Here is a 25819-nt window from a genome sequence, read left to right as displayed (position 1 = left end):
CACCGTGTGGGGCCAGACCCCGCCGCCCGGGATCTCGCCAGGAAGAGGGGACACCGCAATGACCAAATGGGTGAAGCCCGCCATCCAGTCCGCCGACTTCGCCGCCCAGCTCGGCTGCGCGTGCGCCTGTGGCGCGCTGGCCGGCGCCGGCTCCGGCCAGGCCCAGTAGCCACGTCCGACGGTTGACCGGGGGAGCCGCCCGACGGCGGCTCCCCCGGCGGGGAAGGGAGTGGTCATGCGGCTGTCGACGATGTGGAACTCGCTGGTCGTCCCGGACGACCTCGTCTATTTCCAGTGCCGGGACCGGTATCTGGTGGAGAATCCCGGCCTGGCCGCCTGGGCGGTGCTCACCGAGGACGAACTCGGGTTGCTGCGGGCGCTCGCCGGTGATGCCCCGCCGCCGGCCTGGGCCACCGGACCGACCGCGGCGGCGACCGAGCCGGGCGGGCGGACCGAACTCGAACGGGTGCTCGCCACCCTGGTGCTGAACTGGCTGGTCTACCTGCCGGGCCAGCAGCCCCGGGTCCGGCCGGCCGAACCCGCGCTGAAGATGGTCTACTACGCCATCACCGACGGCTGTAACCTGCGTTGCCCGTACTGCTACGCATCCTCCACCCGCAAGCTCCCCGGCGAACTGGAGCCGGCGGAGTCCCTCGACCTGGTGGACCAGATCGCGGACATGGGTGCGGAGCTGCTCATCCTGACCGGCGGCGAGCCGATGCTGCGCCGCGACTTCTTCGCCGTGGCCGACCACGCCCGCAGCCGTGGCCTGCGGGTCAACATGATCACCAATGGGACCCGGATCCGCGACGCCGCCACCGCCCGGCGGATCGCCGACACCTTCGCCAGCGTCACCGTCAGCCTGGACGGCGGCACCGCCGAGACGCACGAGAAGACCCGGGGCGAGGGCACCTTCGCGCAGACCGTACGCGGGCTGACCCTGCTCAACGCCGCCGGTGTCAAACCGGCGATCAACCACGTGGTGTCGCCGGAGAACCTGTCCGGGCTGGACGACCTGATGTCGTTCCTGGACGGGATCGAGTTCAGCAAGGTCCGGATGATGAACCACACCGGGATCGGCCGGGGCGCCTCCGACGGCGTCCACTTCGGCTGGGAGCACCACCTCGCGGTGCAGCGTTTCACCTGGACGAACCCGGTGGCCCGGAAGATCCTCACCGAGGGCCCGAAGGCGGTCAAGCCCTGCTCGATCCGGGCCAACTGCGGGCTCGGTGGCACCGAGATCTACATCAACTCGCTCGGCGACGTCTACCCCTGCAAGCTGGTCACCGGCCCGCTGCACAAGGCCGGCAACGTCCGGACCCAGCCGCTGCGCGAGGTCTTCGCCTCACCCGTCCTGGCCGACCTGCGGGCGAACAACGTCTTCGAGGGCGAGAACCTCGCCGACTGCCGGCGCTGCTACATCCGGGCGGCCTGCGGCGGCGGCTGCCGGGCGTACCACGCCGCCGAGTCCGGCTCGGTGAAGCGGAACAGCCGCGACCACTGCCGGATCCTCCGGCACTCGATGATCACCAACATCTGGCGCTCCACCGGTTTCGGCGGTGCCGACCTGCTGGAACGGGAGTCCGAGATGACCGTGCCCCGACTGGTCCGGGACGGCTCGGTGCACCCGGTGTACGACGACTGGCGCACCTGGTCCCCGCCCGCCGGGGCCCGCCGGTCGCTGCCGCTGCTGGTCACCGGAGCGGGAGGTGCCGCGTGACGGTCGGAATCAACCCCGAGATCGTCTGGGTCGACAACGAGGACGAGGTCCGGCTCTACAACCCTGACGACGGTGAGTTCCAGACGTTCAACGCGAGCGCCGCGCTGATCTGGCGGCGGCTCGCCGCCGGCAGTGACGTCGAGACCGTGATCCGCGAGCTGGCCGACGAGTTCGGCAGCGACGACGAGCGGGAACGCGACGTCATCGGCCGGGACGTCCGCGAGTTCGTCGCGCTGCTCCAGGCCCGCAACCTGCTCGGCACCCCCGAACCGGCGCCGGGCGGCGGGGACGGTGACCGGTGAGCGGAGCCGGCTTCGCCGATCTGGTCCGGGCGGCGCTGGCCGCCGGACGTACCGCCCGGGTGCCGGTCAGCGGCTCCAGCATGTTGCCGGCGCTGCAGGCCGGAACCGTCGTGGTCGAACCGGTCGAGTTCGACCGGCTCCGCCCCGGCGAGGTCGTCGCCTACCAGCACGGTGAGCGGATCGTCGTGCACCGGGTGGTCGTCTGGCGGCCGGACCACCTGCTGACGGCCGGCGACAACCTGCCGCTGTACGACCCACCGGTGCCCCGGGCGGCGGTACTCGGCCGGGTGCCGCAGGTCCCGGCGCGCGCCCCGGGTGCCCGGGACGGTACCGAAGCGGCGGTACCGCTCCCGGACGGCGTCACGCTCTGGCTGGCCGGGGCGGCGGCCTGGGCGGTACCGGAGACCGATCACCGGCTCCCGGCAGCGGGGGCCAGCCATTCGGCGACCCTGGTCCGGGTACGCCACCTCGCGGCCGGCTCCGCCCTCCCCGACCGGGTACGCCGGGCGCTCGACGCGCTCGACGCGCTCGGCGGGGTGACCGTCGGCATCTCCCCGGCGGCGGTACGACCGGTGGACGACCTGCGTACCGGGCTCGTCGGCCGGAGCCGCCCGGCCCGTCCGGTGGACCGGCTCGACATCGTGCTCGGCTGCCGGTTCGGGCGGCCCGCAGCACACCCGGCAGCCGGACCCGCCGAACGCGACACCGAACGCGACACCGAACGCGACACCAGACGCGACACCGCTTGGGGCGACGGGTGGGGCGCCGCTTGGGGCGACGGATGGGGCGACGGAAGTGACGGCGTCGAACCGGTGGTCGCCCCGGAGGACGTCGATCACCACCTGCGGACCGGCCCACCCCTGCGGGAGACCGGTCCGCAGGACGAGATCCGGATCGTCCTCGCCACGCTCGGCGTACCGCCGTCGGGGTTCTCGGCCGAGCCGGCGATCGGCGGTGCGCGATGAGCCCGGCGATCGTCGCGGCCGACCTGTGCAAGACGTACGCCGGTGCCGCGACCCCGGCCGTCGACGGGCTCAACTTCAGCGTGCCGCCCGGCCAGTCCGTCGGACTGCTCGGCCCGAACGGCGCAGGCAAGACCACCCTGCTCAAGATGGTCTGCGGCGCCTGCCCGCCCAGCTCCGGGCAGATCCTGGTGCACGGCCGCCGCCCCGACGCCGGCGCGAAGCGGGACGTGGCGGTGGTGCACCAGTCCGGACCCTTCGACATGATGCTGACGGTCCGGGACAACCTGAAGATCGCCGCCGCGTTCCGGGGCCTGTCCTGGCGAAGCGCCAGTTCCCGGGTCGAGGAGCTGCTCGGCGCCTTCGAGCTGACCGGCAGCGAGGAGCAGCTCGTCTTCACCCTCTCCGGCGGGCAGCGACGGCGGCTCCAGGTGGTCCGGGCCCTGCTGCGGGTGCCGAGGATCCTGCTGCTGGACGAGCCGTCGGCCGGGCTCGACGTCGAGGGGCGGCGCCGGGTCTGGGCCACCCTGGACGAGCTGCGGGCCCGGCACGAGCTGACCATCGTGTTGACCAGCCACTACCTCGACGAGGTGGAACGCAACACCGAGCGGGTACTGGTGATCCACCACGGCCGCCTGGTCCGGGACGGCAGCCCGGACCAGCTGCGGGACGAACGCGGCGAGGCACGGGCGCGGCTGCGTACCGGATCGGAGGATGCCTGGCCGGCGGTTGCCGCCGGTGCGCGACGGCTCGGCCTGGCGGCGGTCAGGGGCGGCGACGACATCATGCTCACCGGGCCGGACCTGCGGCAGCGGCTGCCCCGGCTGCTGGCCGAACTGGCCGAGCTGGAGATCCCCGTGCACAGCATGGAGCTGGCGACGGCATCGCTGGAGGACGCCTTCGTGGCGCTGACCCGATCGGAGGTGACGGCCCGGTGACCCCGACGGTCGGAGGTGACGGTCCGGTGACCCCGACGGTCGGAGGTGACGGCCCGGTGACCCCGACGGTCGGAGGTGACGGCCCGGTGACCCCGACGGTCGGAGGTGACGGCCCGGTGACCACACCCGGTCCGGTCGACCGGGACGCCGCCGCCCCACCGCCCTGGCAGGGCTCGGGGCTCACCGCGACGCTGCGGCGGGAGTGGCTGCTGCTCACCCGCAACCGCACCAACCTGCTGCTCGCGGTGGTGCCGACCGCCGTCTACATCGCGCTCTTCGCCACCTCGCTCACCGCGCTGGTCGGCGAGGTCAACTACCGGGGCCGGCCGGTCAGCTACCCGGACTTCGCGATCCCGGCGTTGATGTTCTCCTCGCTGTTGGCGGCCGCCACCACCTCGGGTACGGCGCTGTTCCAGGAGCGGATGAGCGGGATGGCGCTGGAACTGTGGTCGTACCCGCTGACCCGCCGGCAGTACGTCGCCGGCAAGCTGCTCGCCGGCTCCGCCCTGGTACTGGCCCAGACCGTCGCCGCGCTGGCGGTCTCGGCGGCTCTTTTCCGGGGCCGCTGGCCGACGGAGAGGTGGGTGGCGCTGCTCTGCGGGGCGCTGCTCGCCGCACTGGCCTTCAACGCGCTCTACCTGCTGCTCGCCACCCTGGTGCAGGACTTCCAGCGGTTCACCGTGCTGGTGAACGTGCTGGCCCCGGTGTTGCTTTTCGCCAGCCCGTCGTTCTATCCGATCGAGAACCTGGGGCCGGTGCAGCGGATCCTCGCCGCCGTCAACCCGGTCACCTACGGGGTCACCGCGCTGCGCGAGGCGCTGCTGCGCGGCTTCGCCGGCGCCTGGCCGTACTTCCTGCTGCTCGGGCTGGTCGGCGTGGTCGCGGTGGCCGGGGTGGGTCGGGCCCTGCTGCGGCAGTCCCGGGCGCTCTGAGCCGGCGCCCCGGACCGGGATCTTGCTCACACCGAAAACAGACCCGGGACAGCGGCCCCCCGGACCCGTAGACTGACGGCACAACTTCATACCTCATCCAGAGGGGCTGAGGGATACGGCCCGACGACGCCCCGGCAACCACTCCACGGCGGAGCAGGTGCCAAATCCGTCCCCGCCGCGCGGTGCGGCGCCAGGGAAAGATGAGAGGACGGCAGTCGCCATGACGTCGATCATCGACGCGACCCCCAGCCAGACCAGCCAGGTAACCCCCAACCCCGCCCGCGTGCTCGTCTGTCGCGGCTGCGGCACGGACTACCCGCTGGTGGCGCAGCACGCCTGTTACGAGTGTTTCGGCCCGCTGGAGGTCGGCTACGACGCCGCGACCCTGGCCCGGGTCACCCGGGCCGACATCGAGGCCGGCCCGAAGAACCTCTGGCGGTACGCCGCCCTGCTGCCGACCGGCCAGGACCCGAGCGCCCGGGTCACCCTCGACCCCGGGCTGACCCCGCTGGTCCCGGCGGCCGGCCTCGCCGCCGAGCTGGGCATCCGGGCACCGCTCTGGATCAAGGACGACAGCGCCAACCCCACCCACTCGTTCAAGGACCGGGTGGTGTCGGTGGCGCTGACCGCCGCCCGTGGTCTCGGCTTCACCCGGTTCGGTTGCGCCTCGACCGGCAACCTGGCGAACTCGGTCGCCGCGCACGCGGCCCGGGCCGGAGTACCGTCGATCGTCTTCATTCCCGGCGACCTGGAGCAGGGCAAGGTGGTGACCACCGCCGTCTACGACGGTGACGTGGTCGCCATCGACGGCTCGTACGACGACGTCAACCGGCTCTGCGGGGAGCTGGTCGAGACCGACGAGTTCGCCGACACCGCGTTCGTCAACGTCAACGTCCGGCCGTACTACGCCGAGGGGTCCAAGACGCTGGGCTACGAGGTCGCCGAGCAGCTGGGGTGGCGGATTCCCGAGCAGGTGGTGATCCCGATGGCCAGCGGTGAACTGCTGACCAAGATCGACAAGGCGTTCAGCGAGCTGGTCGAGATCGGTCTGGTCGAGGCGCCGGCCAACGGGTGGAAGGTCTTCGGCGCCCAGTCGGCCGGCTGTAACCCGATCGCCGCCGCGCTGCACGCCGACACCGACGTGATCACCCCGGTCCGGCCGACCGGGATCGCCAAGTCGCTCAACATCGGCGACCCGGCCGCCGGGCTCTACGCCCTGGAGGCGGTCCGCCGCACCGGCGGCTGGATGGACTACGCCGACGACGACGAGATCCGCGCCGGCATCCGGCAGTTGGCCCGCACCACCGGAGTCTTCGCCGAGACGGCCGGCGGGGTGACGGTCGCCGTGCTCGGCAAGCTGGTGGCGAGCGGCCGGCTGGACCCGGACGCCGAGACGGTGGTCTACAACACCGGCGAGGGACTCAAGACCCTCGACGCGGTGGCGGCGCTGGTCGGTCCGACGTACCGGGTCAAGCCGTCGCTGCGGGCGGCCCGCGAGGCCGGGCTGCTCGGCTGAATTTTTCTCGGGGAAATTTTCGGCACCGGCCCTGGCCTGCCCGGGCAGATGCACGTGCAACTTGCAGGTGAGGTCGTTCCGTGTCGCCGGGAGCACGCCGGGCCCGGCGGTACAGATGCGGTGCGTAGCTGCTGTTTTGCCACGGGTGACGAAAACGCACGGAGGAGGGCTTGACGCCTGCATCTGCACGACGCAAGATGCTCCATGCGGGAGGACGCACCGCCGTAGACTTTCAAAGCTCTAACGACCCAGCGCCGGAGGCGTTGTGCGGGCGTCCTCCCGACCAAATTCTTCCCGGCCGGGCCGACGCCGTCGCCCGGCCGTTCTGCGCGACGCGGCTCCCCTGACGCGCATTCGTCGAACGAACCCTGACCCGCATCCTTCGACGTCGATCAATCGAATTCCCCCGCCTAGCTCCCTCGATATTCGGTCGCGCCCGGCTCGGTCAACCGGCACCCTCGAGGACCATGGACATCGTGGTCACCCCACTGGACGTCGCCGACGTCGCCGCCACCGAGCGGGCGTACGAGATCGAGGCCGCCGCTAGGGCCGCCGACCAGCCGGACCTGCCCAGGCTCTCCCGGCAGCGCTTCTTCGCGGGACTCCGGCGCCCCTGGCCGGGCGACGACGACCGGCACGCACTGGGTCATCTCGACGGCGTGGCCGTGGGCTACCTCGGGATCTCGCTGCCGCAGCGGGAGAACCTGGAGAACGCCGGGCTGGTGCTCGCCGTCCACCCGGAGTACCGACGCCGGGGTGTCGGCCGCGCTCTCTACGAGTACGCGGTGCGGATCGTCCGGGAGGAGGGCCGCAAGCGGGTCATCGGCGAGGTGGCGACAACGAGCCCGGAGGCAGCCCCGACGGCGCCGGGCGACGCCTTCGCCGCCGCGATTGGCGCCAAGGCGGCGCTGGCCGACGTACGCCGCCGGCTCGACCTGACCACCCTCGACGACGCGGAACTCGACCGGCTGCTGGCCGAGGGTCTGGCCCGGGCCGAGGGCTACTCGGTCGTGCGCTGGCAGGGCCCGACCCCCGACGAGTACGCCGAGGACATCGCCTACCTCGACAGCCGCCTGATCAGCGACGCACCGCTCGGCGACCTCACCTGGGAGGCGGCCCGACCGGAGGTGACCCGGTTGCGGGAGATGGAGCAGGCGCACCAGGAGCGCGGCCACCACTGGTACAACAGCGCTGCCCGGCACGACGCGACCGGCACCCTGGTGGCCTGGACCGCGATCGGCATGAGCGCCGGCTGCGACTGGCACGGGTTCCAGCAGATCACCCTGGTCGAGCCGGCACACCGGGGACACCGCCTCGGCATCGTGATCAAGGTCGACAACCTCCGGCACATCCGGGAGCACGAGCCGGCGCTGCGGGTCCTCGACACCTTCAACGCCGCGGTGAACGGCCACATGATCTCGATCAACGAGGCGCTGGGATTCCGTGCGGTCGCCGGGATGAACAGCTGGCAGGCAACCCTCTGACCAGCGCCGCCCGCCCCGGGTGCGGAAGGCTGGGACCGGCCGGGCCGGTGCGGCATGATGGCGGGATGACGGAGACCCCGCACCCCCACTACGCCCGGCACGCCGACACCCTGGAACGGGCACTCACCGCGATCACCGAACGCTCCTACTGGTCCGCCTACCCGGAGTCACCCAGCCCTCGCGTCTACGGCGAGACCGCCGCCGCCGAGGGTGAGGCGGCGTTCCGGGCGTACCTGGGTGGCAAGTTCCCGCTCGACCAGCCCGGCACCGGCGACTGGGTCGGCACCGAGGCGAGCCCGTTCGGCATCGACCTCGGGGTGACCTACCCGCACGCCGACCCGGAGGTGCTGCTGGCCGCCGCCGCGGCCGCGCTGCCGGCCTGGCGGGACGCCGGGCCGCAGACCCGGGTCGGGGTCTGCCTGGAGATCCTCGCCCGGTTGCACGCCAACATCTTCGAACTGGCCAACGCGGTGCACGCGACCAGCGGGCAGGCGTTCGTGATGGCGTTCCAGGCCGGTGGCGCGCACGCGCTGGACCGGGCGCTGGAGGCGCTCGCCTACGCATACCGGGAGATGACCCGGCACCCGGCGACGGCGGACTGGGAGAAGCCGGCCGGCAGGGGTGACCCGCTGCGGATGACCAAGAACTTCCACGTGGTGCCGCGCGGCGTGGCCCTGGCGATCGGCTGCAACACCTTCCCGACCTGGAACAGCTACCCCGGGCTGTTCGCCTCGCTGGTCACCGGGAACCCGGTGGTGGTCAAGCCGCACCCCCGGGCCGTGCTACCGCTCGCCATCACCGTCCGGTACGCCCGCGAGGTGCTCGCCGAGGCGGGCTTCGACCCGAACCTGATGCTGCTCGCCCCGGAGGCGCCGGGCGAGAGGCTCGCCTCCACCCTGGCGCTGCACCCCCGGGTACGCATCGTCGACTTCACCGGCTCCACCGAGTACGGCGACTGGCTGGAGGCCAACGCCCGGCAGGCCGTCGTCTACACCGAGAAGGCCGGTGTCAACACGGTCGTGGTCGACTCGACCGACGACTTCGCCGGGATGTGCCGCAACGTCGGCTTCTCGCTGGTCCTCTACAGCGGGCAGATGTGCACCACCCCGCAGAACATCCTGGTGCCGCGAGGCGGGATCGAGACCGACCAGGGGCAGAAGAGTCTCGACGAGGTCGCCGAGGGCATCGCCGGGGCGGTCGGCAAGCTCACCGGCGACCCGGCCCGGGCGGTCGAGCTGATCGGCGCAATCGTCAACGACGGCGTGCTGGCCCGGCTGGACGAGGTCGCCGGGATCGGTGAGCCGGTACTGCCGTCCCGCCCGGTCGAGCACCCGAACTACCCGGGCGCGGTGGTGCGTACGCCGCTGATCGCTAAGCTCGGCGCGGACGACGTCGGCACGTACGGGCGGGAGTGGTTCGGGCCGATCTCGTTCGTGATCGCCACCGACTCCACCCCGCACAGCCTGGCGATCCTGCGGCAGACCGTCGGTGAGCGCGGAGCGTTGACCGCCTCGGTCTACTCCACCGACCCGGGGGTGCTGGACGCGGCCGAGAGCGCGGCGATCGAGACCGGGGTGCACCTCTCCTGCAACCTCACCGGCGGGGTCTTCGTCAACCAGTCGGCGGCGTTCTCGGACTTCCACGGCAGCGGCGCCAACCCGGCGGCGAACGCCGCGCTGACCGACGGCGCCTACGTCGCCAGCCGGTTCCGGGTGGTGCAGGCCCGCCGGCACGTGTAAGGAAGGGCCCCCGCTATCGCTTCCGGTAGCGGAAGGGCCCCTTCCCGACCGGGCTGGGCGCTGGTGGGGTGCCGGGTCAGGCGGCGCGGCGCATCTGTAGCTCGCGGAGGGTGGGCACCGTCGGGTGTGCCACCCGTACCCCGGTGTCGACGAAGCCGAGCCGCTCGTAGCCCCGTACCGCCCGGTCGTTGCCGACCACCACCTCCAGCAGCAACTCCTGCCGACCGGCCGCCCTCGACCAGTCGGCCACCGCCTCGACCAGGGCGTCCAGCAGGCCACTGCCCCGCCAGGCCGGGGTGAGGTAGACCGCGAAGACCACCGTGAGCTCCGGCTGACCGGGCGCCGCCTGGCCACCCGCGTGCCCGACGACCCGACCGTCGACCTCGGCGACGAAGGCTGCCGTCCGGTGCCCGGTCGACATCCCGGCGATCCGGGCCGCGAACTCGGCGTGCGGCCGGGCCGCCGCGTCGGCGAGCGTCTCCAGGAAGGCCAGTGGCGAGTCCGCGAGCATCTCCAGGCGGATCGCCCGGACCCGGGCGGCGTCGGCGGGGCGTACCCGGCGGACCGGTGGCAGGTCGCGGCCGGGACACCCGACACCGGCCTTCCCGGCGCCGGGCGCCGGCCCGCTCTTGGCGTTCGGCCGGAGACCGGAACTGCCCGTCCCGGTGGACCGGTCCGGGGGAGCCGCTCCGGCCCGGTCGGTGGAGTGCCCGGACTCCGGCTCGGCGGCGGTCTGCGGGATGGAAGCCGGCACGTCCGTCATGGTCGCACGCCGTACGGCGACCAGTTCCGGGGGGTGACGGTGCCGCGTTCGGTTTCTGTACGGGCCCGTTGAGCTGCGTAGCGACGATCGCCAATGGGTCGGGCCGGAAAAGGACCGCCCGGATGGGGGACCGGTGACCGTTTTGGCCTAGTGCGCTGCGACCCGACCTTGGTGTACCGTGCGGATTCGGCCGCTCGATTTGTTGGACTCCAAATACATGATCCATTTGGAGAACGGCGACTCGGTTGGCCCCGGCAGGCATACGGCGTCGCCGGAGCTCGGGCAGCTCCGACGCGACCGAAGTAAGGAAGTGCACCGTGGCGCAGGGCACCGTGAAGTGGTTCAACAGCGAAAAGGGCTACGGCTTCATCGCGGTCGATGGCGGGCAGGACGTCTTCGTCCACTTCTCCGCGATCGAGATGGACGGCTACAAGGCGCTTGACGACGGTCAGCGCGTCGAGTTCGAGATCGCCCAGGGGCAGAAGGGCCCGCAGGCGGAAAAGGTCCGGGTCATCGCCTGAGCTGTCGGGCCACCGGCCCGCCGCTGAGGGCTCGACCCCGTTCCGTCACCATCCCACCGCCGGTGCACCCCCGGTCGGGGATTCCCTTGCCGGCCCAGTCCGGACTCCCCCCGTTGCGCCGACACGCCATGCAGGTGTGCCTGCACAACGGAGGTCGCCTGCCGGCCGGTTGACGGTCCACTGCCGGCCGGTTGACGGTCCACTGCGGGCCGGTCCACTGCGGGGCCAGGTCGCGGCGGGCCGGTCCGGCCGGACCAGGTCGCGGGACGGGTCCGCGCCAGGACGCTGGACGGGTCCACGTTCCGGCCCCCGGGGTTCGGTCCTGGCGCCCCGGTCCGGCTGCCCAGTTCGGCTGCCCGTTCGACCCTACTTCCGGTCCCGTCCGGGCGCCGGTCTCCCGTCGATCCCCCGGCCGCCGCCGGCCCGCCCTGGGACTCGGGTCAACCGACCCACTCGCTTGCACTCGGCATGGGAGAGTGCTAAACAAGTGGTTGGCACTCGCACCCCGTGAGTGCCAAGGTCGGGGCGGTAGGGCCACGGTCGCGGGCCCGTGGAGCGGGTGTGCGGCACATGGCCGGTCGTCGCGGGCTGTCCGGCCCGGCCGGCGGACGTCACTGTCGCACAGCGCGACGGAGTCGAGCAGGCACCCTTGGGTGTCGGCAGACCCCGTCCGCCAGTGCCGTAGTGACGTCCGAAGGTGCGTAACCAGGCGGTAGGTCGGGGTCGACAAGGCTCCGGCGGCCGTGAGTGTCCAGGAGGACAACGCCGTATGGCCAAGATGATCGCGTTCGACGAGGAGGCGCGCCGCGGCCTTGAGCGGGGCATGAACACCCTCGCCGACGCCGTAAAGGTGACGCTGGGCCCGAAGGGCCGCAACGTCGTGCTCGAGAAGAAGTGGGGCGCCCCCACCATCACCAACGATGGTGTGAGCATCGCCAAGGAGATCGAGCTCGAGGACCCGTACGAGAAGATCGGTGCGGAACTGGTCAAGGAGGTCGCCAAGAAGACCGACGACGTCGCCGGTGACGGCACGACGACGGCGACCGTCCTCGCCCAGGCGCTGGTCCGTGAGGGCCTGCGCAACGTCGCGGCCGGTGCCAACCCGATGGCCCTGAAGCGGGGCATCGAGGCCGCCGTCGCGAACGTCTCGGAGGAGCTGAGCAAGCTCGCCAAGGACGTCGAGACCAAGGAGCAGATCGCCTCCACCGCGTCCATCTCCGCTGGTGACACCAGCGTCGGCGAGATCATCGCCGAGGCGATGGACAAGGTCGGCAAGGAAGGCGTCATCACCGTCGAGGAGAGCAACACCTTCGGGCTCGAGCTGGAGCTGACCGAGGGCATGCGCTTCGACAAGGGCTACATCTCGGGGTACTTCATGACCGACCCCGACCGGATGGAGGCCGTGCTCGACGACCCGTACATCCTGATCGTCAACAGCAAGATCTCGACGGTCAAGGACCTGCTGCCGATCCTCGAGAAGGTCATGCAGTCGGGTAAGCCGCTGGCCATCATCGCCGAGGACGTCGAGGGCGAGGCCCTGGCGACCCTGGTGGTCAACAAGGTCCGGGGCACCTTCAAGTCCGTCGCCGTCAAGGCGCCGGGCTTCGGTGACCGCCGCAAGGCCATGCTGGGCGACATCGCCATCCTGACCGGCGGACAGCCGATCAGCGAGGAGGTCGGCCTCAAGCTGGACGCCGTCGGCCTCGACATGCTGGGCCGGGCCCGCAAGGTCGTGGTGACCAAGGACGAGACCACCATCGTCGACGGTGCCGGTGACGCCGACCAGATCAACGGTCGGGTCAACCAGATCCGTGCCGAGATCGAGAAGAGCGACTCCGACTACGACCGCGAGAAGCTGCAGGAGCGCCTGGCCAAGCTGGCCGGCGGTGTTGCGGTGATCAAGGTCGGCGCGGCCACCGAGGTCGAGCTGAAGGAGCGCAAGCACCGCATCGAGGACGCGGTGCGCAACGCGAAGGCCGCCGTCGAGGAGGGCATCGTCCCCGGTGGTGGTGTCGCGCTGGTGCAGGCCGGCAAGACCGCCTTCGACAAGCTGGACCTGGTTGGCGACGAGGCGACCGGCGCGCAGATCGTCAAGATCGCGCTGGACGCCCCGCTGCGGCAGATCGCCGTCAACGCCGGCCTCGAAGGTGGCGTCGTGGTCGAGAAGGTCCGCAACCTGGACGCCGGGCACGGCCTCAACGCGGCCAACGGTGAGTACGTCGACCTGCTCCAGGCCGGCATCATCGACCCGGCCAAGGTGACCCGTTCGGCGCTGCAGAACGCGTCGTCGATCGCGGCCCTGTTCCTGACCACCGAGGCTGTGGTGGCGGACAAGCCGGAGAAGACCCCGGCTGCCCCGGCCGCGCCGGGCGGCGGGGACATGGACTTCTGAGTCCAGGCTCCACGTCGTGGGGGCGGGCCGCGTCAGCGGTCCGCCCCTTCGTCATGTCGGCATCCGCCGCTGGTTCCGTCGTTTCTCCGCCTGGCTGAACGGTTCCCGGATCGAGACCGGCGCGTCGTCCGCCGGCGCCACCGGCTCCTCGGGAGACAGGTCGTCGCCCCCGTCAACCGCTGCCCGCCACTCGGCGTCCCCGTAGTCGTCCTCCGTCATACTTCCTCCTCCACCGCAACGGTAGGAGGCGCGGGCCGGCTACATCGGCAAATCGCGCGGTCTCGATGTACGCCGCCCTGCGACCGCACCGTCGACGCCGACGACGACCGCGTACCCGGATCTCCTGCCGGCGGTGGAGTCAGGCCCGCCGGCGCCGCGTCCGATGCCACACGGCGGTGGGTGTGGCGACGAGGAGGAACACGACGCCCGCGCCGTAGCAGAGCGGCATCGCCCGGAGGACACCGGCGACCCACATCACCGTGAAACTGACGACGGAGATCGAGAACAGCGTCCGGAACAGTGCCTGCCGTGGCGCCGTACCGGTGCGGGTGGCGGCTTCCTCGGCGGCGGCCGCCTGGCCGGCGGCGCCGAGCATCAGATCCGGCGCCGCGCCGCCCAACGCCGCAACCAGGCCGGGCCGGAACGTGTCGGGATTTCGCCGGTCGCCCTTAACGACCGAGTGGACGACGGCCGCCCCGCCGGACGAGAGCAGGAACTCGAGCCCTCGGGCCGCGCCGAGTCCGTCGACCGCGGCGCGGAGCGCGGTGGCGAATCCCGGGTGCTCCTGCGCCGCCAGCTCGACATCCCGGGCGAACGTGCGGCGTGCCCTGCCGCTGCGCGGGCTCTGGAACAGGTACGTGGCGCCGATGGCGTCGTCGTCGTCGAGTCGCCGCCGGATCAGCTCGGACAGCTGACGGACAGCCTCACCCAGCCCCGGATCGGGCGGCGTCTGTGCACTCTGGAGCCAGACGGTGACGTACGCCGTGGCGGCCGCCGCGTACCCCGGCAGCTCCCGGGCCATCGCCGCTCAGTCCCCACCGGTGAAGCGGATCCGGCGACGACGTGCGACCAGCAGGACCGCCGTACCGGAGGCCAGCAGTAGCCCTCCGGCCACCAGCAGCGCGACGGCCGGCGTACCGGTGACCGGCAGGCCACCGCCCGCGCCGGCATCGTCGTCGCCACCTCCCGGACCGCTGCCCGGACCGGCGCTGCCGTCGGGGGTCGGTGACCCGCAGGGCACCGCCCGGACCGTGTGCGTGGCCAGGTCCAGGCCGAGTTCCGGGTTCCGGACTACCACGACCGCACCAGGCCCGGCCGGCACGGTGAACGTGTCGTTCGCGCGGGCCGGCACCACCCGGTGCACGGCCGCGACGCCGTCGACCAGCACGGTGACCCGGGTGGCTCCGTCGGCCCGACTGCTCAGTGCGACCCGCACCCCGGCACAGGCGTCCGCGACCTCCACCGCGATGGCGTCCGGACCACAGCCCGCGGGTTCCCGGTAGGTTCCCACCATCCAGGTGACCTGCTCGGGCCCGGGTGCCCCGCCGACGAGCGCGTAGTTGTCACCGTCGGCGAGCCGACGCACCAGCGTCACCGCGCCCGGCGGCACCGGTGCCAGCTCCTCCGCCGCCGGGCTCGCCGGGGTGTACAGCCGCAGCCCGGTGACCGCGGTGGTGCCCTCGTTCGACAGGCGCAGTTCGAGCACGTGGCACTGGGCCCCGGCGGTGACCGTCAGCCGGGGGACGTCCGCGCATCCGTCAGGCTCGCGGAACATCAGGTTCACGTCCGGCAGCCCGGCACGCCGCACGACGAAGGCGTCCCGGTCGGCGGCGCCGTACCGGCGGTTGCCGCGCTCGCGCATCTCGAACCGGTCGACCGCCACACCGTTGCGCAGCACGGTCGTCGCCCACGTCTCTTCGCCGCCGATCGTGCCGGTGTCCCAGCTGAGCACCGCGACGCCGCAGCGTTCGGTCAACGTGATGGGGGGCGGATCGGCGTGCGCGGGGGACGCCGAGCCGAGGATGAGGCCACCGGCGAGCAGGACGGCGGCGCCGGGGGCAGCGAGCAGGCTACGCAACCAGGTGGGGACACGCATCAACGAAACAACCTTCGGCTGGAACGACGGTGGCAGGTCACGGCGAGGGGGCACCGCACCCCGGACCGAGCTACTCCAGCACAGCGCCGCGCCGCTGGCATGAGTCCCGGGGCACTCATATCGCGCGGGGCGGGTACTCAGGCGCCGGCCTGCGCCGGGTCGGCGACGGCACGATGGTCGACCGGACCGGCGTGGCGAGCGGACGGTTGCGGACCCGGTGCAGCCGTCAGCAACCTCAGCCCGCCGGCCCGAGGACGTCCCTCAGCCCGGTCCGTCCGGAGACACCGAGCTTCCCGTACGCCCGGTGCAGGTGGTTCTCCACCGTTCGTTCGGCCACGTGCAACCGGGTGGCGATGGCTCGGGTCGACTCGCCGCGCGCCGCGGCGAGCACGACGTCCCGTTCCCGTTCGGTCAACCCGATGAGCGGGCCGGCCGCCGCCAGCGCCGGTGTGCCGGCGGGTTCGGCGGCCCTCGACTGCAGTACGGCCAGCAGCCGGGCCCGGGCCGCGGCCCGGGGCTCGCCCGCTCGTTGCCATGCGGCGGCCGCCAGCGTCGCCGCCTCCGCGGCGTGCAGGGGCATGCCGAAGCCGGCGAACCGCTGGGCGGTCGCGAGCAGCCCCGCCCCGTCGCCGGTCGATGCGGCGGCGGCGTACCGCACGACCACCTCACCCAGCACCCATCCCGCCGGTGGGGGATAGGCGGTCAGCAGGCGTACCGCGAGGTCGGCCGCGCCCAGCCGCACGAGGTCGAGGGCGCCGAGGGTCGTGCTGCCGAAGGCGCCGCCCGCACCGTGGCGAGCGATCTCGTCGCCGAGCAGGGTTCGCACACTCGCCGGATCGGCCCGGACGCTGGCCCGCCAGGCCCGGGCGCGCGCCACCTCCATCTCGAACAGGCGGTTGGGATGCTCGCCGCCCCGGTAGCGGTCCAGGTCGGCGGTGGCGGCGGCGAGCTCCTCCTCGTCGCCGCACTGCGCCGCTGCCTGTACCCGCACCGCCGCCGCCCATCGGCACACCGGCCGCAGCGACCCTTCGGCGACGACGAAGGACTCCCTGGCCCAGCGCAACGCGGTCGCCGGCCGGCCGAGCATCAGGCCGATCATGCCGAGCGCGAAGGCGCTCAGCGCCTGCGCGGTCCGGTCCGGCGGATGCAGGCTCGACTGGTACGACGCCTCGGTCTGGGCGAACCCGCCGGCCGGGTCACCCAGGACGCAACGCAGCCAGCCGCCCGCCGGCCGCATGCTGTCGGCGTGCACCAGGCTCGGGCCGGTGTGCCGCGCGGCCAGTGGGACGGCCCGCGCGATGAGCCCGGCCGCGTCGGCGTACCGGCCGGCGAGCATCAGCGCCGCCGCGGCCGCGCTGGCCGCCGTGACCCGCGACTCGACCGGGTCCGCGTCGTCGCCCGGCGAACCCGGACCAGCACCCTGCGCCGTCGTCTCGAACACGGCCAGCGCCGCGTCGACCGTCGCGCAGTCCAACCCGTACGAGCGCAGGTAGAGGCGGGACACGTCGAGCTGTCCGGCCAACTCCGGCCCGGCCACCTCGGCCGCGTCGAGGACCACCCGCGCTGCCGCCAGGTCGTCGGCATGATGTGCGAGCGCGGCGGCGTGCTGGACGGCGATCTCCAGCCGCTCGGTGGCGTTCGTGGCCTTGCCGGCCAGATCGGCGCAGCGCAGCAGGGCCTCGTCGATGCGCCCGAGGCAGAGCATGGCGCGTACCTCGGTCAACCCTGCCGCGACCCCGGCACCGTTGTCGTAGGCGTGCCAGGCCAGCCGCTCGGCCAACGCGTACTCCCGGATCAGGGCCGCCTGCTCGGCGGCCTGAAGCATCCGCTGCGGGTGTACGGTGCCACCCCCGTCGAGGCGCCAGATCGCGGTCCGCATCACGTCTTCGCTGCGCCGCGCACCGGTGCCGTCGATGGCGTCCGCGAGCCGACGGCTGTGCCGCACCCGGGCCAGCCCGGGCAGATCGGCGCGCAACAACTCGCCGTACAGCGGATGGCTGAGCCGGACGACGCGGCGCCGACCGGTGGTGCCGACCGTGACGAGGCCACGTCGCTCCAGCGTTTCGAGGGTGGCCTCACCGGCGAGTTCGACCGCGACCGGCAGCGGCAGGGGTTCACCGAGCGCGAGCGTCTCCAACGCGTCCCGTTCGGCCGGATCCCGGACGGCGAGCCGGTCGCGGAGCAGTTCGACCAGCCGCGCCGCCCGGCCGAGCGAGGCGGTCAGCCGCCAGACCCCGTCCGCCAGGCGCAGGTTGCCGCCGTCCAGGGCCGAGATCAGCAACTCGCGCAGGAAGAGCGGGTTGCCTCCGGTGGCCGCACGGAGCTGGCGCAGCGTGCGACCCTCGACGGGACCGCCCAACGCGGCGCCGATCAGCCTGTCGGTCTCGGCGGCGGTGAGCGCGTCAAGGTCCACCCGGACAACGCCGTGGTCCTTCCAGAGCGCGGTGAGCGGACCGGGTACGGCCGCTTCGGCGCGTACGGTGGCGAGCAGGGTGAGGGCACGCTCGGCGACGAGCTGGTGGATCACGATCGCCGAGATCTCGTCGAGTTGGTGCAGGTCGTCGACGAGAAGCACGGTGCGCGTCCCCCGGGTGAGCCCGCGCAGCACGTGCAGCCCGCGCTCGACGAGTCCGACCGGTGCGGCCGCGTCCGGCGGGAGTGCCCCGGTCGGGGCGGGCAGCAGGCCGGCGAGCCCGCTCAGGGGCAGTCGGGAACTTCCTGCGGCCGGCCGAGCCACCAGCATCCGGTGGCCGGCCGCCTCGGTGCCCGACGCCACCTCCTGGGCGAGTCGCGTCTTGCCCACCCCCGGTGTCCCGGCGATCAGGGCGCCACAGCGGCCGCCGCCGAACACCGCCCGGGTCACCACCGCCAGCTCGCGATCGCGCCCGATCAGCGGCAGCATGTCCGGGCCAGGCAGCATGCCGGCAGCGTAACTCCGCACCCGAGGCGTGACCTGAGCCGTTCGGTCCGGTTCTCCCCGTCGCAGCCGGTCGAAAACCGTGGCCGCCGTCGTCGGTGCAGCTGACATCCGACTAGAGCTGCTTGCGGTAGAGGAAGAACACCCGCTCGATCCGCGCCCCGGTGCTGCCGGCGTAGAACGGCACCGGCCCGACCCAGCCGATCTCGACCCGCAGATGTCCGGCCGCCCACTGGTCGCGCAGGCAGCGGCGGAGCAGCACGCCGCCGATCCCCAGCCCCTGGGCGGCGGGTGCGGTGCCCATCGGACCGAACCAGCTCGGCCGGGACGAGCCGTACGCGGCGAAGCCGAGCAGTTCCGGCGTACCGCCACCGGTGGGCGTACGGACGGCGACGTGGCAGCCGGCGCCCGCTCGACCGACCGAGTGCAGCAACTCGACGTCCCAACTGCCGCCGAAGGTCGACCGGGCGAACCCGGTCAACATCTCCAGATCTGCCGGCTCGGCTCGGCGGACCGTGACGCCCTGCTCCGCCAACCGTCGCTCGGCCGCCTCGGTGGGACGCAGCCCAGGAGCGGACTCGGTGGAGAGGTCGACGGTCATGTTCCAGGCGGTGCCCTCGGGGCTGTACCCGAGGGCCAGCACGGTGCAGATCGCCGGGGTGTACCGGACGTCGATGCCGGGCCAGACGTAGTGCGGCGGATTGCCGACGACGCGTACCTGGGACGCACCGAGCCCGGCGAGGGCCTGCTCCACCCGCGACACCAGCGCCCGGCCGATGCCCCGCCGTCGCCGGTCGGGATGCACCGCGACCAGGTCGAGGTGCCCGGTGGACCGGTCCGAGCCCCGGTCGGCCATCGAGCCGAGCGCGACCCCGGCGAGCGCGCCGTCCTGCCAGGCGACCACCCCTACGGTACGGCGTCGCCCGGCGGCACCCGGCAGCGGCGAGTCGTCCCGGAGCCGGGCCACGATCTCCGCCGCCTCGGCCGAGTCGTCGGGCAGATCCAGCGCCGCCCGGCAGAGTTCCACCACGGCGGGCACCTGGTCGTCGGTCAACTCGGTCAGCGACGGCGCGGCAGTCATGGTCGCCGACCCTACCCGCCGAGATCGCCGGTCGGCGGCGACGGCCGGGCCACGGCTACCGGTTCGGCTGGCCGGCCTGCCGGGCGGCCTGGACCGCCGCGTACGCGTCGACCAGGCCGGCACCGGTGATGTTGCGTATCGAGCCGCAGGTGTCGGTGCGCTCGCCCGGCTCGGCGGTCGGCCTGGCCGGCGTGACGGTGTCCAGCAGGATGCGTCGGGTCGTCTCCAGGTCGCCGACCAGCGCCGGATTGGCCGACCACATCAACGCGACCACCCCGGCCAGGTGCGGTGCCGCCATCGAGGTGCCGCTCAGCTTGCCGTACCCGCCGCCGGGCAGCGCCGAGAGCACGTCGTCGCCCGGCGCGACCAGGTCCGGTTTGGTCATCCCGCCGGGCACCGGACCCCGACTGGAGAAGTAGGTGACCCGGCGCTGCCGGTCGACCGCGCCGACGGTGAAGACGTCCGGGTACGGCGCGGGCGGGTCGTCGATCGAGCCGCAGGCGGAGCCGGTGTTACCGGCGGCGGCGACGAAGAAGACGCCGGCCGCCGCGAGCGCCGAGGTGGCCGGCTGCAGGGTGTCCGGCGCGCAGCCCTCGATCGCCGGACAGCCCCACGAGTTGCTGAGCACCTGGGGTGCCCGGTCCGGGTGGCCGTCGGTGAACGGGTCCGCGCCGGGCGGGAACGGCGCCAGCATGAACTGGAGACAGTCCAGGTAGCGCGCGGGATTGCCGAGGTTCCGGTCGAGGTTCACGCAGCCGACCCACTCCGCGCCCGGCGCCACCCCGACCCGCTGCCCGCCGACGGCGGTGGCCAGGGTGTGCGTACCGTGCCCGCCCAGGTCGGTGGGGGATCGGGAGCCGTTCCACGGGTCGTACCAGGAGTCGTCACCGCCCCGGAAACCGGCGGCGAGCGCGGGGTGCCGGCCGTCCACTCCGGAGTCCGAACTCCCCACCACGATGCCCGAGCCGTCGACGCCGAGCTGCGACCAGACCCGGTCCGCGCCGATCAGGCCCAGGTTCCAGCTGGGTACCGCCGGTGCCGGCTCGGCACCACGCTCCGGGGACCCGCTGGCCGGCAGCGGGCGCAACCGCTGGCTGACCAGTACCCGGTCGACGTCCGGCCGCCGGGACAGCCAGGCCCGTACCGCCGTGCCGCCGGCCACCTCGACCGCGTTGACCAGGTAGTACGGCGTGTAGTCCAGGTGCAGCCGGTCGAGTTCCCGGCGCAGGTCCGCCTGGGAACGCTCGGCGGTCTCGACCAGCCGGCGGTACACCTCCCGACCCCGGGCCTGTCGACCGGCCGGCCCGGTCAGCGCAGGCACCGCGGTCAGGTCAGTCTGTTCCCGAAGGACCACGAAGAGCCGCTCACCGTGCCAACCGGGGGCGCCGAGCCCGGCGTACACCGCACCGGTGGCGAGCAGCAGGACCCCGGCGACGGCGGCGGCGACCGGCCGGCGCGGGATCGGTGCGGAGGGGCGGCCGAGGCCGACGCCGTACCCGATGCCGAGCAGCAGTGCGACGGCGAGCGAGCAGCCGGCGGCGACGGCGGCCCAGAACGGCACGTCCCGGGCGGTGGAGAGCAGCAGCGTGATCTCCTCCGGGTCGACCAGGGCCAGCGGACCGGCGGCGGCGAGGCCGACCAGCCAACCGACCGGGGCGGAGCCGACCGGCCGGTGCCCGGCTTCCGCCGCGCCGGTCCCGGCCGTCGACCGGGCCCGGGATGTCACCCGGAGGGCGGCGATCGCGAAACCGGCCGGTGGGAGGACGAGCAGCGCGGCGAGTTGCGCGCCGGACTGGCCGATCCCGCCCGCGACCAGTGCCAGCGCCACCCCGGCGACCAGGCCGCCGACCAGGACCAGCCGGATCCCACCCACCGCCCGCTCCGGTGCCGGGCCGCCGTGGATCGCGGCGTGCTCCGGTGCCGGGCCGCCGCCGTGGCTCGTCACCTGTTCCGGGGCGGGGCCGCTACCGCGGTTCGCGGCGCGTTCCGGGGCGGGGCCGCCGCTCGTGGCCGGTCGTTCGTAGCCGGCCCAGAACCGTCCATCCAGGATGGCGGCGGCCAGCCAGCCGACCGCGGCCGAGGCGAGCAGCGCGCAGACCGTCTCCAGTACACCGCCCAGGGCGCCCAACCAGGCCCAGGGCAGCAGCAGGGCGAGTCCACCGGCCACGGCCAGACCGGTCGCCGCAGGCTCGGCGCGGACCCGCTCCGGCCGGCCGCCGAGGCGCCGGATCAGCAGGGCACCCAGTCCGGCCAGCGCGGCCAGCCCGCCGAGATAGGCCTCCGGCAGGGTGAGCGGCACCGCCCGGAGCAGCCCGAGCGTGCCGAGCGCGATCGCGCCGAGCAGCCAGGCGCGGCCGGCGGCCCGGACGGCCGCAGAGCGGGGGAGCACGGCCAGCAGTCCGGCGGGTACCCCGACGAGCAGCGCGGTCACCACCCCGGTCACCGGCCAGAGCCAGACCTGCTGATCGAGGCCGGAGACGAGCAGGACCTGTTCGACGAGCCAGGCGACGCTCTGGCTGCCGACGGTCGCGCCGACCGCCCAGACCCCGACCAGTGCGGCGGCGACCACCGGCCAGACCCCGCCCCCGGCCCCCGGCACCGGCCGGGCCGGGGGCGCCGGCCACACCTGGCGCGGCGGCCAGGGTTGCGGTGGGCCCGCCGGCCACGGCTGGTACGGAGCCGACGGCGACTGGTGCGCGGCCGGCGGCCAGGGGTGGTGCGGTGTAGGCGGCAACGGCTGCTGCGGTCCTGGCGGCGACGGTGGCGCCGGCCGGGACGGTTCGTCGGGCGGCGGTGGCGGACCATCCTGCATGTCGGAACAGTACGACGTCGCGCGGCGCAGCGCCGACCTCGGCCGCCGCGCGTACGCCGCGTTCAGTTCTCCGCCGCCTCCGCCGCCTCCGCCGCCTCCGCCGCCTCGGCGGTGGCGTTGCGCAGCCGGCTCACCAACTGTTCCAGCGCGGCGACCTCGGCGCGCAGGGCGGCCCGGCCCTGTCGGGTGAGCCGCAGCCAGGTGCAGGGGCGGCGTCCCTCGTACCCCTTGATCACCCGGAGCAGTTCGGCCTGTTCGAGGATGCGCAGGTGCCGGTTGAGGTTGCCGTCGGTCAGCCCCAGCTCGTCCCGGAGGGTGGCGAACTTGCACTCCCGGGTCTCACTCAGCACGGTGAGGATGCCGAGGCGGACCCGCTGGTGCACGGTGTCGTCCAGGGCCAGTGCCGGATGCGCGGGAGTCGGCCGGTCGTCAGGCATTTGGGAGGCGTCTGGTGCGGGCCGCGCGTACGGCGGCGAAGACGACGAGCGGCAGCGCCATAAGGACAAGGTAGTGCCCGGGGCGGAGCGAAAGCTGGCCGCCGAGCGAGCCGGAGGCGCCGCCGAGGATGTTGGTTGCCCAGGGTGGCAGGTAGCCCAGCGGGGAGGCGCAACACAGCCAGGCGGTGAGCAGGACGATCCAGGTCCCGGCGGCGGCCAGACCCGGACTGCGCTCGGCCCAGGCGAGCGCCAGCACGGCCACCGCGACCGGCAGCAGCGGCGTACTCAACAACCCCTGCCAGATCCAGTCGGGTGCGGGGGCAAGGATGTCGGGCCGGACCTCCGTTTCCGGTACCGCCGCGAGGACCGCGAGCAACAGCAGCACCCCGAGACCGGCGCCGGCGAAGAGTGGCCAGGAGACCCGCAAGCCGAGCCGCCGGGCGCGCATGGTGTACCAGGCGGCGGTCACGGCGAACAGCAGCGGGGTGCCGACGAACCAGAAGGCGTACGACTTGTCGGTGGAACCCATCACAACCTCCTCGACCTTGCGGCGGTATCGACTTTGCATCAGCGCGTTACTCTGCAATGCAAAGCATATGGCCACTGTCAATCCTCCGCCGGCGACTCCGTCGGAAGTGACACCGGGGAACGCGCCCCGGACATCGCTGCGGCTACCGTTGACGGGTGCGTGATCCCAGCCTTTCCCGGAACACGGCCAGCCGGCTCTCCCCGTCCCGCCGCGCCGCCGACCTGCGTCGGCTGCGGAGCGAGCGGTTCGACGTACTCGTCATCGGTGGTGGGGTGACCGGCGCGGGCGCCGCACTCGACGCGGCCTCCCGTGGGCTCAAGGTGGCCCTGGTGGAGGCCCGCGACTTCGCCGCCGGGACCTCCAGCCGGTCCAGCAAACTGATCCACGGCGGGCTGCGCTACCTGGAACAACTGGAGTTCCACCTGGTCCACGAGGCGCTCACCGAGCGCGGCCTGCTCGCCACCCGGCTCGCCCCGCACCTTGTCCGCCCGGTGCCGATCCTGGTGCCGTTGCCGCCCGGCAGCGGTCCGGCCGGGCTCGCCGGGCGGGCCTGGCGGCGCTCCTACTACGGCACCGGGGTCGCGGCCTACGACGCCTTCGCCGGGATCTTCGGCGGCGGGCGGGGGATGCCGCTGCACCGGCACCTCACCCGCGAGGGCGCCCGGCGGACCTTCCCCAGCCTGCGCGCCGACGCCATCTCCGGGGCCATCCGCTACTACGACGGCCAGGTCGACGACGCCCGCCTGGTGGTCACCCTGGCCCGCACCGCGGCCAGCCTCGGCGCCGCGATGGTGACCAGCGCCCGGGTTGTTGGCCTGCTCCGGCAGGCCCGCGAGGTGACCGGGGTACGGATCCGCGACATGGAGGCGCCGCCCGGCTCACCGGACGCCGAGTTCGAGGTGCAGGCCCGCACCGTCATCGCCGCCACCGGGGTGTGGAGCGACGACATGTCCGAACTCCTCGGCGACGTCGGAGTGCGGCGCGGCGTGCGGGTACGCGCATCCAAGGGAGTGCACCTGGTGGTGCCCCGCTCGGCGATCACCGGCGACGCCGGGCTGATCCTGCGTACCCCGACCTCGGTGCTCTTCGTGATCCCGTGGGGCGGGCACTGGATCATCGGCACCACCGACACCGACTGGCGGCTCGACCGGGCCCACCCGGCGGCCTCGGCCCGGGACATCGACTACCTGCTCGCCCAGGTCAACACCGTGCTGGACCGGCCGCTGACCACCGCCGACATCGAGGGCGTCTACGCCGGGCTGCGCCCGCTGCTAGGCGGCGAGGCGGACTCGACCTCGAAACTCTCCCGCGAGCACGCCGTGTACGAGCCGATGCTCGGGCTGCTACTGGTGGCCGGCGGCAAGTACACCACCTATCGGGTGATGGCCGCCGACGTGGTCGACCGGGCCGCCCGCCGGCTCGGCGGGGTACGCCCGTCCCGCACCGCCGACCTGCCACTGGTCGGCGCCGACGGGTACGCCGCGCTGTGGCGGGACCGGGCCGACCTGGCCCGCCGGCACGGGGTGCAGGCCGGGGTGGTCGAACACCTGCTGGAGCGCTACGGCAACCTCGCCACCCACCTGCTGGACATGGTCGACGCCGACCCGCTGCTCGGCTCTCCGCTGGCCGGAGCACCGGAGTACCTCGCCGCCGAGGTGGCGTACGCGGCTCGGGCCGAGGGGGCGCTGCACCTCGACGACGTGCTGACCCGGCGTACCCGGATCTCGTTCGAGACGGCGCACCGGGGCGCCGAGTCGGCCGAGCAGGCGGCCGAGATCATGGGCCGGGTGCTCGGCTGGGACGCCCCGGTCCGGGCCCGCGAGATCGAGCACTACCTGGCCCGGGTGCAGGCGGAACGGCAGTCGCAGCGGATGCCGGACGACGCCACCGCCGACGCGGCCCGGATGGGTGCGCCGGACGTCCGGGGTTTCGCGGCCGACCGGGGCGCCGGCCTGGACGGGGCGGAGTTGCCCGGCTGACCTGCCCGGTGGATACCGGCGACGGGACAGTGTCCACTATGGGCCTTGCGTTACCCTGCAACCGTGAAATCTCGATGCCGGCGGACCGGCGTGGTGCTGGTGGTGGTGGGCATAATCGCGACCACCGGGTGCGGACCGCAGGGCGGCGCCGCCGGCCCGCCCTCCGGTGCCGCCGGACCGGTGGCGACAACCGAACCCGCCGGGTCCGCGGACCCGGCGGACGCCGGCCCGGACGGTGGAGATCTGCCGACCGGCGTGGAGAACCTGTTGGTCAGCTTGACCCGCGTCGGTGGCCTTGACGGGCCCCTGCTGCGCAACCTGGTGGTGACCAAGTCCGGAGACTGGGTCTACATCGACATGGCAAAGGCGCAAACGACGACCCGGGGCGTGCTGACCGAGGCGCAGCACAGCGGGCTGTTGGCGCTGCTGGCCGATCCGGGGCTGACCACCGAGTCCGAGGTGCGACCGCTGAAGCGGGAGTGCGAGGACCGGGTTAAGCACTCGGTCACCGATGGGCGCTCCATCGTCGTCATGTGGTACTCCTGCGGGCCGGCACCGAAGATCGCCGGGGCGATCTACTCGCTGTTGTCGGAGGCGACTCCCTACTAGCGGAACATGTCCCGGAGGGGTGATCGGTGGCCGGACCGGGTCGGCTGAGGGCCGTGTCACTCCTGCTTGCCCAGTGGCTTCCAATGCCATC

At 73.2% G+C, this 25819-nt stretch carries 22 protein-coding genes and 1 riboswitch; of the genes, 13 read left to right on the top strand and 9 right to left on the bottom strand.

The genetic code is table 11. The features are described from left to right. Positions 1-58 precede the first annotated feature (58 nt). The 9 genes from stsA to paaN all read left to right on the top strand — a co-directional run bounded on the left by stsA (position 59) and on the right by paaN (position 9593). Positions 59-169 carry a StsA family sactipeptide RiPP gene (gene stsA / locus ABNF97_RS14585; protein ID WP_349338852.1) on the top strand — a complete coding sequence of 37 codons (111 nt, stop codon included), beginning with the start codon at positions 59-61 and terminating at the stop codon, positions 167-169. 66 nt (positions 170-235) lie between these two features. Beyond that, positions 236-1720 (top strand): StsB family radical SAM/SPASM domain sactipeptide maturase, encoded by a 1485-nt coding sequence (gene stsB, locus ABNF97_RS14580; protein WP_130465279.1) that lies wholly within the window; start codon positions 236-238, stop codon positions 1718-1720. Continuing rightward, the gene (locus tag ABNF97_RS14575) at positions 1717-2022 is read left to right on the top strand and encodes a PqqD family peptide modification chaperone (RefSeq protein WP_165436885.1); all 306 of its coding nucleotides are present in this window, start codon (positions 1717-1719) and stop codon (positions 2020-2022) included. The genes stsB and ABNF97_RS14575 overlap by 4 nt, the downstream gene beginning before the upstream one ends. Then, positions 2019-2987 (top strand): S24/S26 family peptidase, encoded by a 969-nt coding sequence (locus ABNF97_RS14570; RefSeq protein WP_349338851.1) that lies wholly within the window; start codon positions 2019-2021, stop codon positions 2985-2987. The genes ABNF97_RS14575 and ABNF97_RS14570 overlap by 4 nt, the downstream gene beginning before the upstream one ends. Then, positions 2984-3922 (top strand): ABC transporter ATP-binding protein, encoded by a 939-nt coding sequence (locus ABNF97_RS14565; RefSeq protein ID WP_349338850.1) that lies wholly within the window; start codon positions 2984-2986, stop codon positions 3920-3922. Before ABNF97_RS14570 ends, ABNF97_RS14565 begins: the two co-directional genes overlap by 4 nt. Continuing rightward, positions 3919-4854 carry an ABC transporter permease gene (locus ABNF97_RS14560; RefSeq protein WP_349338849.1) on the top strand — a complete coding sequence of 312 codons (936 nt, stop codon included), beginning with the start codon at positions 3919-3921 and terminating at the stop codon, positions 4852-4854. The genes ABNF97_RS14565 and ABNF97_RS14560 overlap by 4 nt, the downstream gene beginning before the upstream one ends. A 90-nt stretch (positions 4855-4944) precedes the next feature. After that, a riboswitch (SAM riboswitch) is annotated at positions 4945-5061 on the top strand. 13 nt (positions 5062-5074) lie between these two features. Next, positions 5075-6370, top strand: a complete 1296-nt coding sequence (thrC, locus tag ABNF97_RS14555) for a threonine synthase (protein WP_349338848.1) — start codon at positions 5075-5077, stop codon at positions 6368-6370. Positions 6371-6837: 467 nt separating this feature from the next. After that, positions 6838-7854 carry a GNAT family N-acetyltransferase gene (locus ABNF97_RS14550; protein ID WP_349338847.1) on the top strand — a complete coding sequence of 339 codons (1017 nt, stop codon included), beginning with the start codon at positions 6838-6840 and terminating at the stop codon, positions 7852-7854. Positions 7855-7919: 65 nt separating this feature from the next. After that, on the top strand, positions 7920-9593 hold the full coding sequence (gene paaN / locus ABNF97_RS14545) for a phenylacetic acid degradation protein PaaN (RefSeq protein ID WP_349338846.1): 1674 nt from the start codon (positions 7920-7922) through the stop codon (positions 9591-9593). A gap of 76 nt (positions 9594-9669) precedes the next feature. On the opposite strand, the gene ABNF97_RS14540 is transcribed toward paaN, so the two are convergent. Beyond that, complete coding sequence (locus ABNF97_RS14540) at positions 9670-10167, bottom strand: GNAT family N-acetyltransferase (RefSeq protein ID WP_349338937.1); 498 nt, start codon at positions 10165-10167, stop codon at positions 9670-9672. 506 nt (positions 10168-10673) lie between these two features. Here ABNF97_RS14540 and ABNF97_RS14535 point away from each other — a divergent pair. Together ABNF97_RS14535 and groL are read left to right on the top strand one after the other, a co-directional pair. After that, positions 10674-10877: a cold-shock protein gene (locus ABNF97_RS14535; RefSeq protein WP_033342363.1), complete on the top strand. Its 204-nt coding sequence runs from the start codon at positions 10674-10676 to the stop codon at positions 10875-10877. Between the two features lie 769 nt (positions 10878-11646). Further along, positions 11647-13269, top strand: a complete 1623-nt coding sequence (groL, locus tag ABNF97_RS14530; RefSeq protein WP_130465273.1) for a chaperonin GroEL — start codon at positions 11647-11649, stop codon at positions 13267-13269. A 51-nt stretch (positions 13270-13320) separates the two neighbouring features. Here groL and ABNF97_RS14525 read toward each other — a convergent pair whose 3' ends face one another. The 8 genes from ABNF97_RS14525 to ABNF97_RS14490 all read right to left on the bottom strand — a co-directional run bounded on the left by ABNF97_RS14525 (position 13321) and on the right by ABNF97_RS14490 (position 23140). Further along, complete coding sequence (locus tag ABNF97_RS14525; RefSeq protein ID WP_165436884.1) at positions 13321-13488, bottom strand: hypothetical protein; 168 nt, start codon at positions 13486-13488, stop codon at positions 13321-13323. A 139-nt stretch (positions 13489-13627) separates the two neighbouring features. Then, positions 13628-14290, bottom strand: coding sequence for a hypothetical protein (locus ABNF97_RS14520; RefSeq protein WP_130465272.1), 663 nt, complete (start codon positions 14288-14290; stop codon positions 13628-13630). A gap of 6 nt (positions 14291-14296) precedes the next feature. After that, positions 14297-15364, bottom strand: coding sequence for an LPXTG cell wall anchor domain-containing protein (locus ABNF97_RS14515; RefSeq protein ID WP_349338845.1), 1068 nt, complete (start codon positions 15362-15364; stop codon positions 14297-14299). A 235-nt stretch (positions 15365-15599) separates the two neighbouring features. Then, the gene (locus tag ABNF97_RS14510) at positions 15600-18284 is read right to left on the bottom strand and encodes a LuxR C-terminal-related transcriptional regulator (protein ID WP_349338844.1); all 2685 of its coding nucleotides are present in this window, start codon (positions 18282-18284) and stop codon (positions 15600-15602) included. Positions 18285-18396: 112 nt separating this feature from the next. After that, complete coding sequence (locus ABNF97_RS14505; RefSeq protein ID WP_130465269.1) at positions 18397-19362, bottom strand: GNAT family N-acetyltransferase; 966 nt, start codon at positions 19360-19362, stop codon at positions 18397-18399. Between the two features lie 55 nt (positions 19363-19417). Further along, positions 19418-21988: a S8 family serine peptidase gene (locus tag ABNF97_RS14500; RefSeq protein WP_349338843.1), complete on the bottom strand. Its 2571-nt coding sequence runs from the start codon at positions 21986-21988 to the stop codon at positions 19418-19420. Positions 21989-22236: 248 nt separating this feature from the next. Next, positions 22237-22611, bottom strand: coding sequence for a transcriptional regulator (locus ABNF97_RS14495; RefSeq protein WP_130465267.1), 375 nt, complete (start codon positions 22609-22611; stop codon positions 22237-22239). Beyond that, entirely contained in the window at positions 22604-23140 is a 537-nt protein-coding gene (locus tag ABNF97_RS14490) for a hypothetical protein (protein ID WP_349338842.1), read from the bottom strand. Before ABNF97_RS14490 ends, ABNF97_RS14495 begins: the two co-directional genes overlap by 8 nt. Positions 23141-23295: 155 nt before the next feature. Between ABNF97_RS14490 and ABNF97_RS14485 the strand changes: the two genes are divergently transcribed. Continuing rightward, positions 23296-25119: a glycerol-3-phosphate dehydrogenase/oxidase gene (locus ABNF97_RS14485; RefSeq protein ID WP_349338841.1), complete on the top strand. Its 1824-nt coding sequence runs from the start codon at positions 23296-23298 to the stop codon at positions 25117-25119. A 63-nt stretch (positions 25120-25182) separates the two neighbouring features. Then, on the top strand, positions 25183-25728 hold the full coding sequence (locus ABNF97_RS14480; RefSeq protein ID WP_349338840.1) for a hypothetical protein: 546 nt from the start codon (positions 25183-25185) through the stop codon (positions 25726-25728). The last annotated feature ends 91 nt before the right edge of the window (positions 25729-25819 follow it).

The sequence above is a fragment of the Plantactinospora sp. B6F1 genome (genome assembly GCF_040120695.1).
Classification (GTDB): Bacteria; Actinomycetota; Actinomycetes; order Mycobacteriales; family Micromonosporaceae; genus Plantactinospora.
The sequence above is the reverse complement of the archived record's forward strand: the minus strand, read 5'-3'. Positions and strand labels throughout refer to the sequence as shown.

What these genes read in the sequence shown, in the direction of transcription:
- stsA (WP_349338852.1), top strand. Translation starts at nt 59, where the DNA reads ATGACCAAATGGGTGAAGCCCGCCATCCAGTCCGCCGACTTCGCCGCC.
- stsB (WP_130465279.1), top strand. Translation starts at nt 236, where the DNA reads ATGCGGCTGTCGACGATGTGGAACTCGCTGGTCGTCCCGGACGACCTC.
- ABNF97_RS14565 (WP_349338850.1), top strand. Translation starts at nt 2,984, where the DNA reads ATGAGCCCGGCGATCGTCGCGGCCGACCTGTGCAAGACGTACGCCGGT.
- thrC (WP_349338848.1), top strand. Translation starts at nt 5,075, where the DNA reads ATGACGTCGATCATCGACGCGACCCCCAGCCAGACCAGCCAGGTAACC.
- ABNF97_RS14550 (WP_349338847.1), top strand. Translation starts at nt 6,838, where the DNA reads ATGGACATCGTGGTCACCCCACTGGACGTCGCCGACGTCGCCGCCACC.
- paaN (WP_349338846.1), top strand. Translation starts at nt 7,920, where the DNA reads ATGACGGAGACCCCGCACCCCCACTACGCCCGGCACGCCGACACCCTG.
- groL (WP_130465273.1), top strand. Translation starts at nt 11,647, where the DNA reads ATGGCCAAGATGATCGCGTTCGACGAGGAGGCGCGCCGCGGCCTTGAG.
- ABNF97_RS14525 (WP_165436884.1), bottom strand. Translation starts at nt 13,488, where the DNA reads ATGACGGAGGACGACTACGGGGACGCCGAGTGGCGGGCAGCGGTTGAC.
- ABNF97_RS14520 (WP_130465272.1), bottom strand. Translation starts at nt 14,290, where the DNA reads ATGGCCCGGGAGCTGCCGGGGTACGCGGCGGCCGCCACGGCGTACGTC.
- ABNF97_RS14515 (WP_349338845.1), bottom strand. Translation starts at nt 15,364, where the DNA reads ATGCGTGTCCCCACCTGGTTGCGTAGCCTGCTCGCTGCCCCCGGCGCC.
- ABNF97_RS14510 (WP_349338844.1), bottom strand. Translation starts at nt 18,284, where the DNA reads ATGCTGCCTGGCCCGGACATGCTGCCGCTGATCGGGCGCGATCGCGAG.
- ABNF97_RS14505 (WP_130465269.1), bottom strand. Translation starts at nt 19,362, where the DNA reads ATGACTGCCGCGCCGTCGCTGACCGAGTTGACCGACGACCAGGTGCCC.
- ABNF97_RS14495 (WP_130465267.1), bottom strand. Translation starts at nt 22,611, where the DNA reads ATGCCTGACGACCGGCCGACTCCCGCGCATCCGGCACTGGCCCTGGAC.
- ABNF97_RS14490 (WP_349338842.1), bottom strand. Translation starts at nt 23,140, where the DNA reads ATGGGTTCCACCGACAAGTCGTACGCCTTCTGGTTCGTCGGCACCCCG.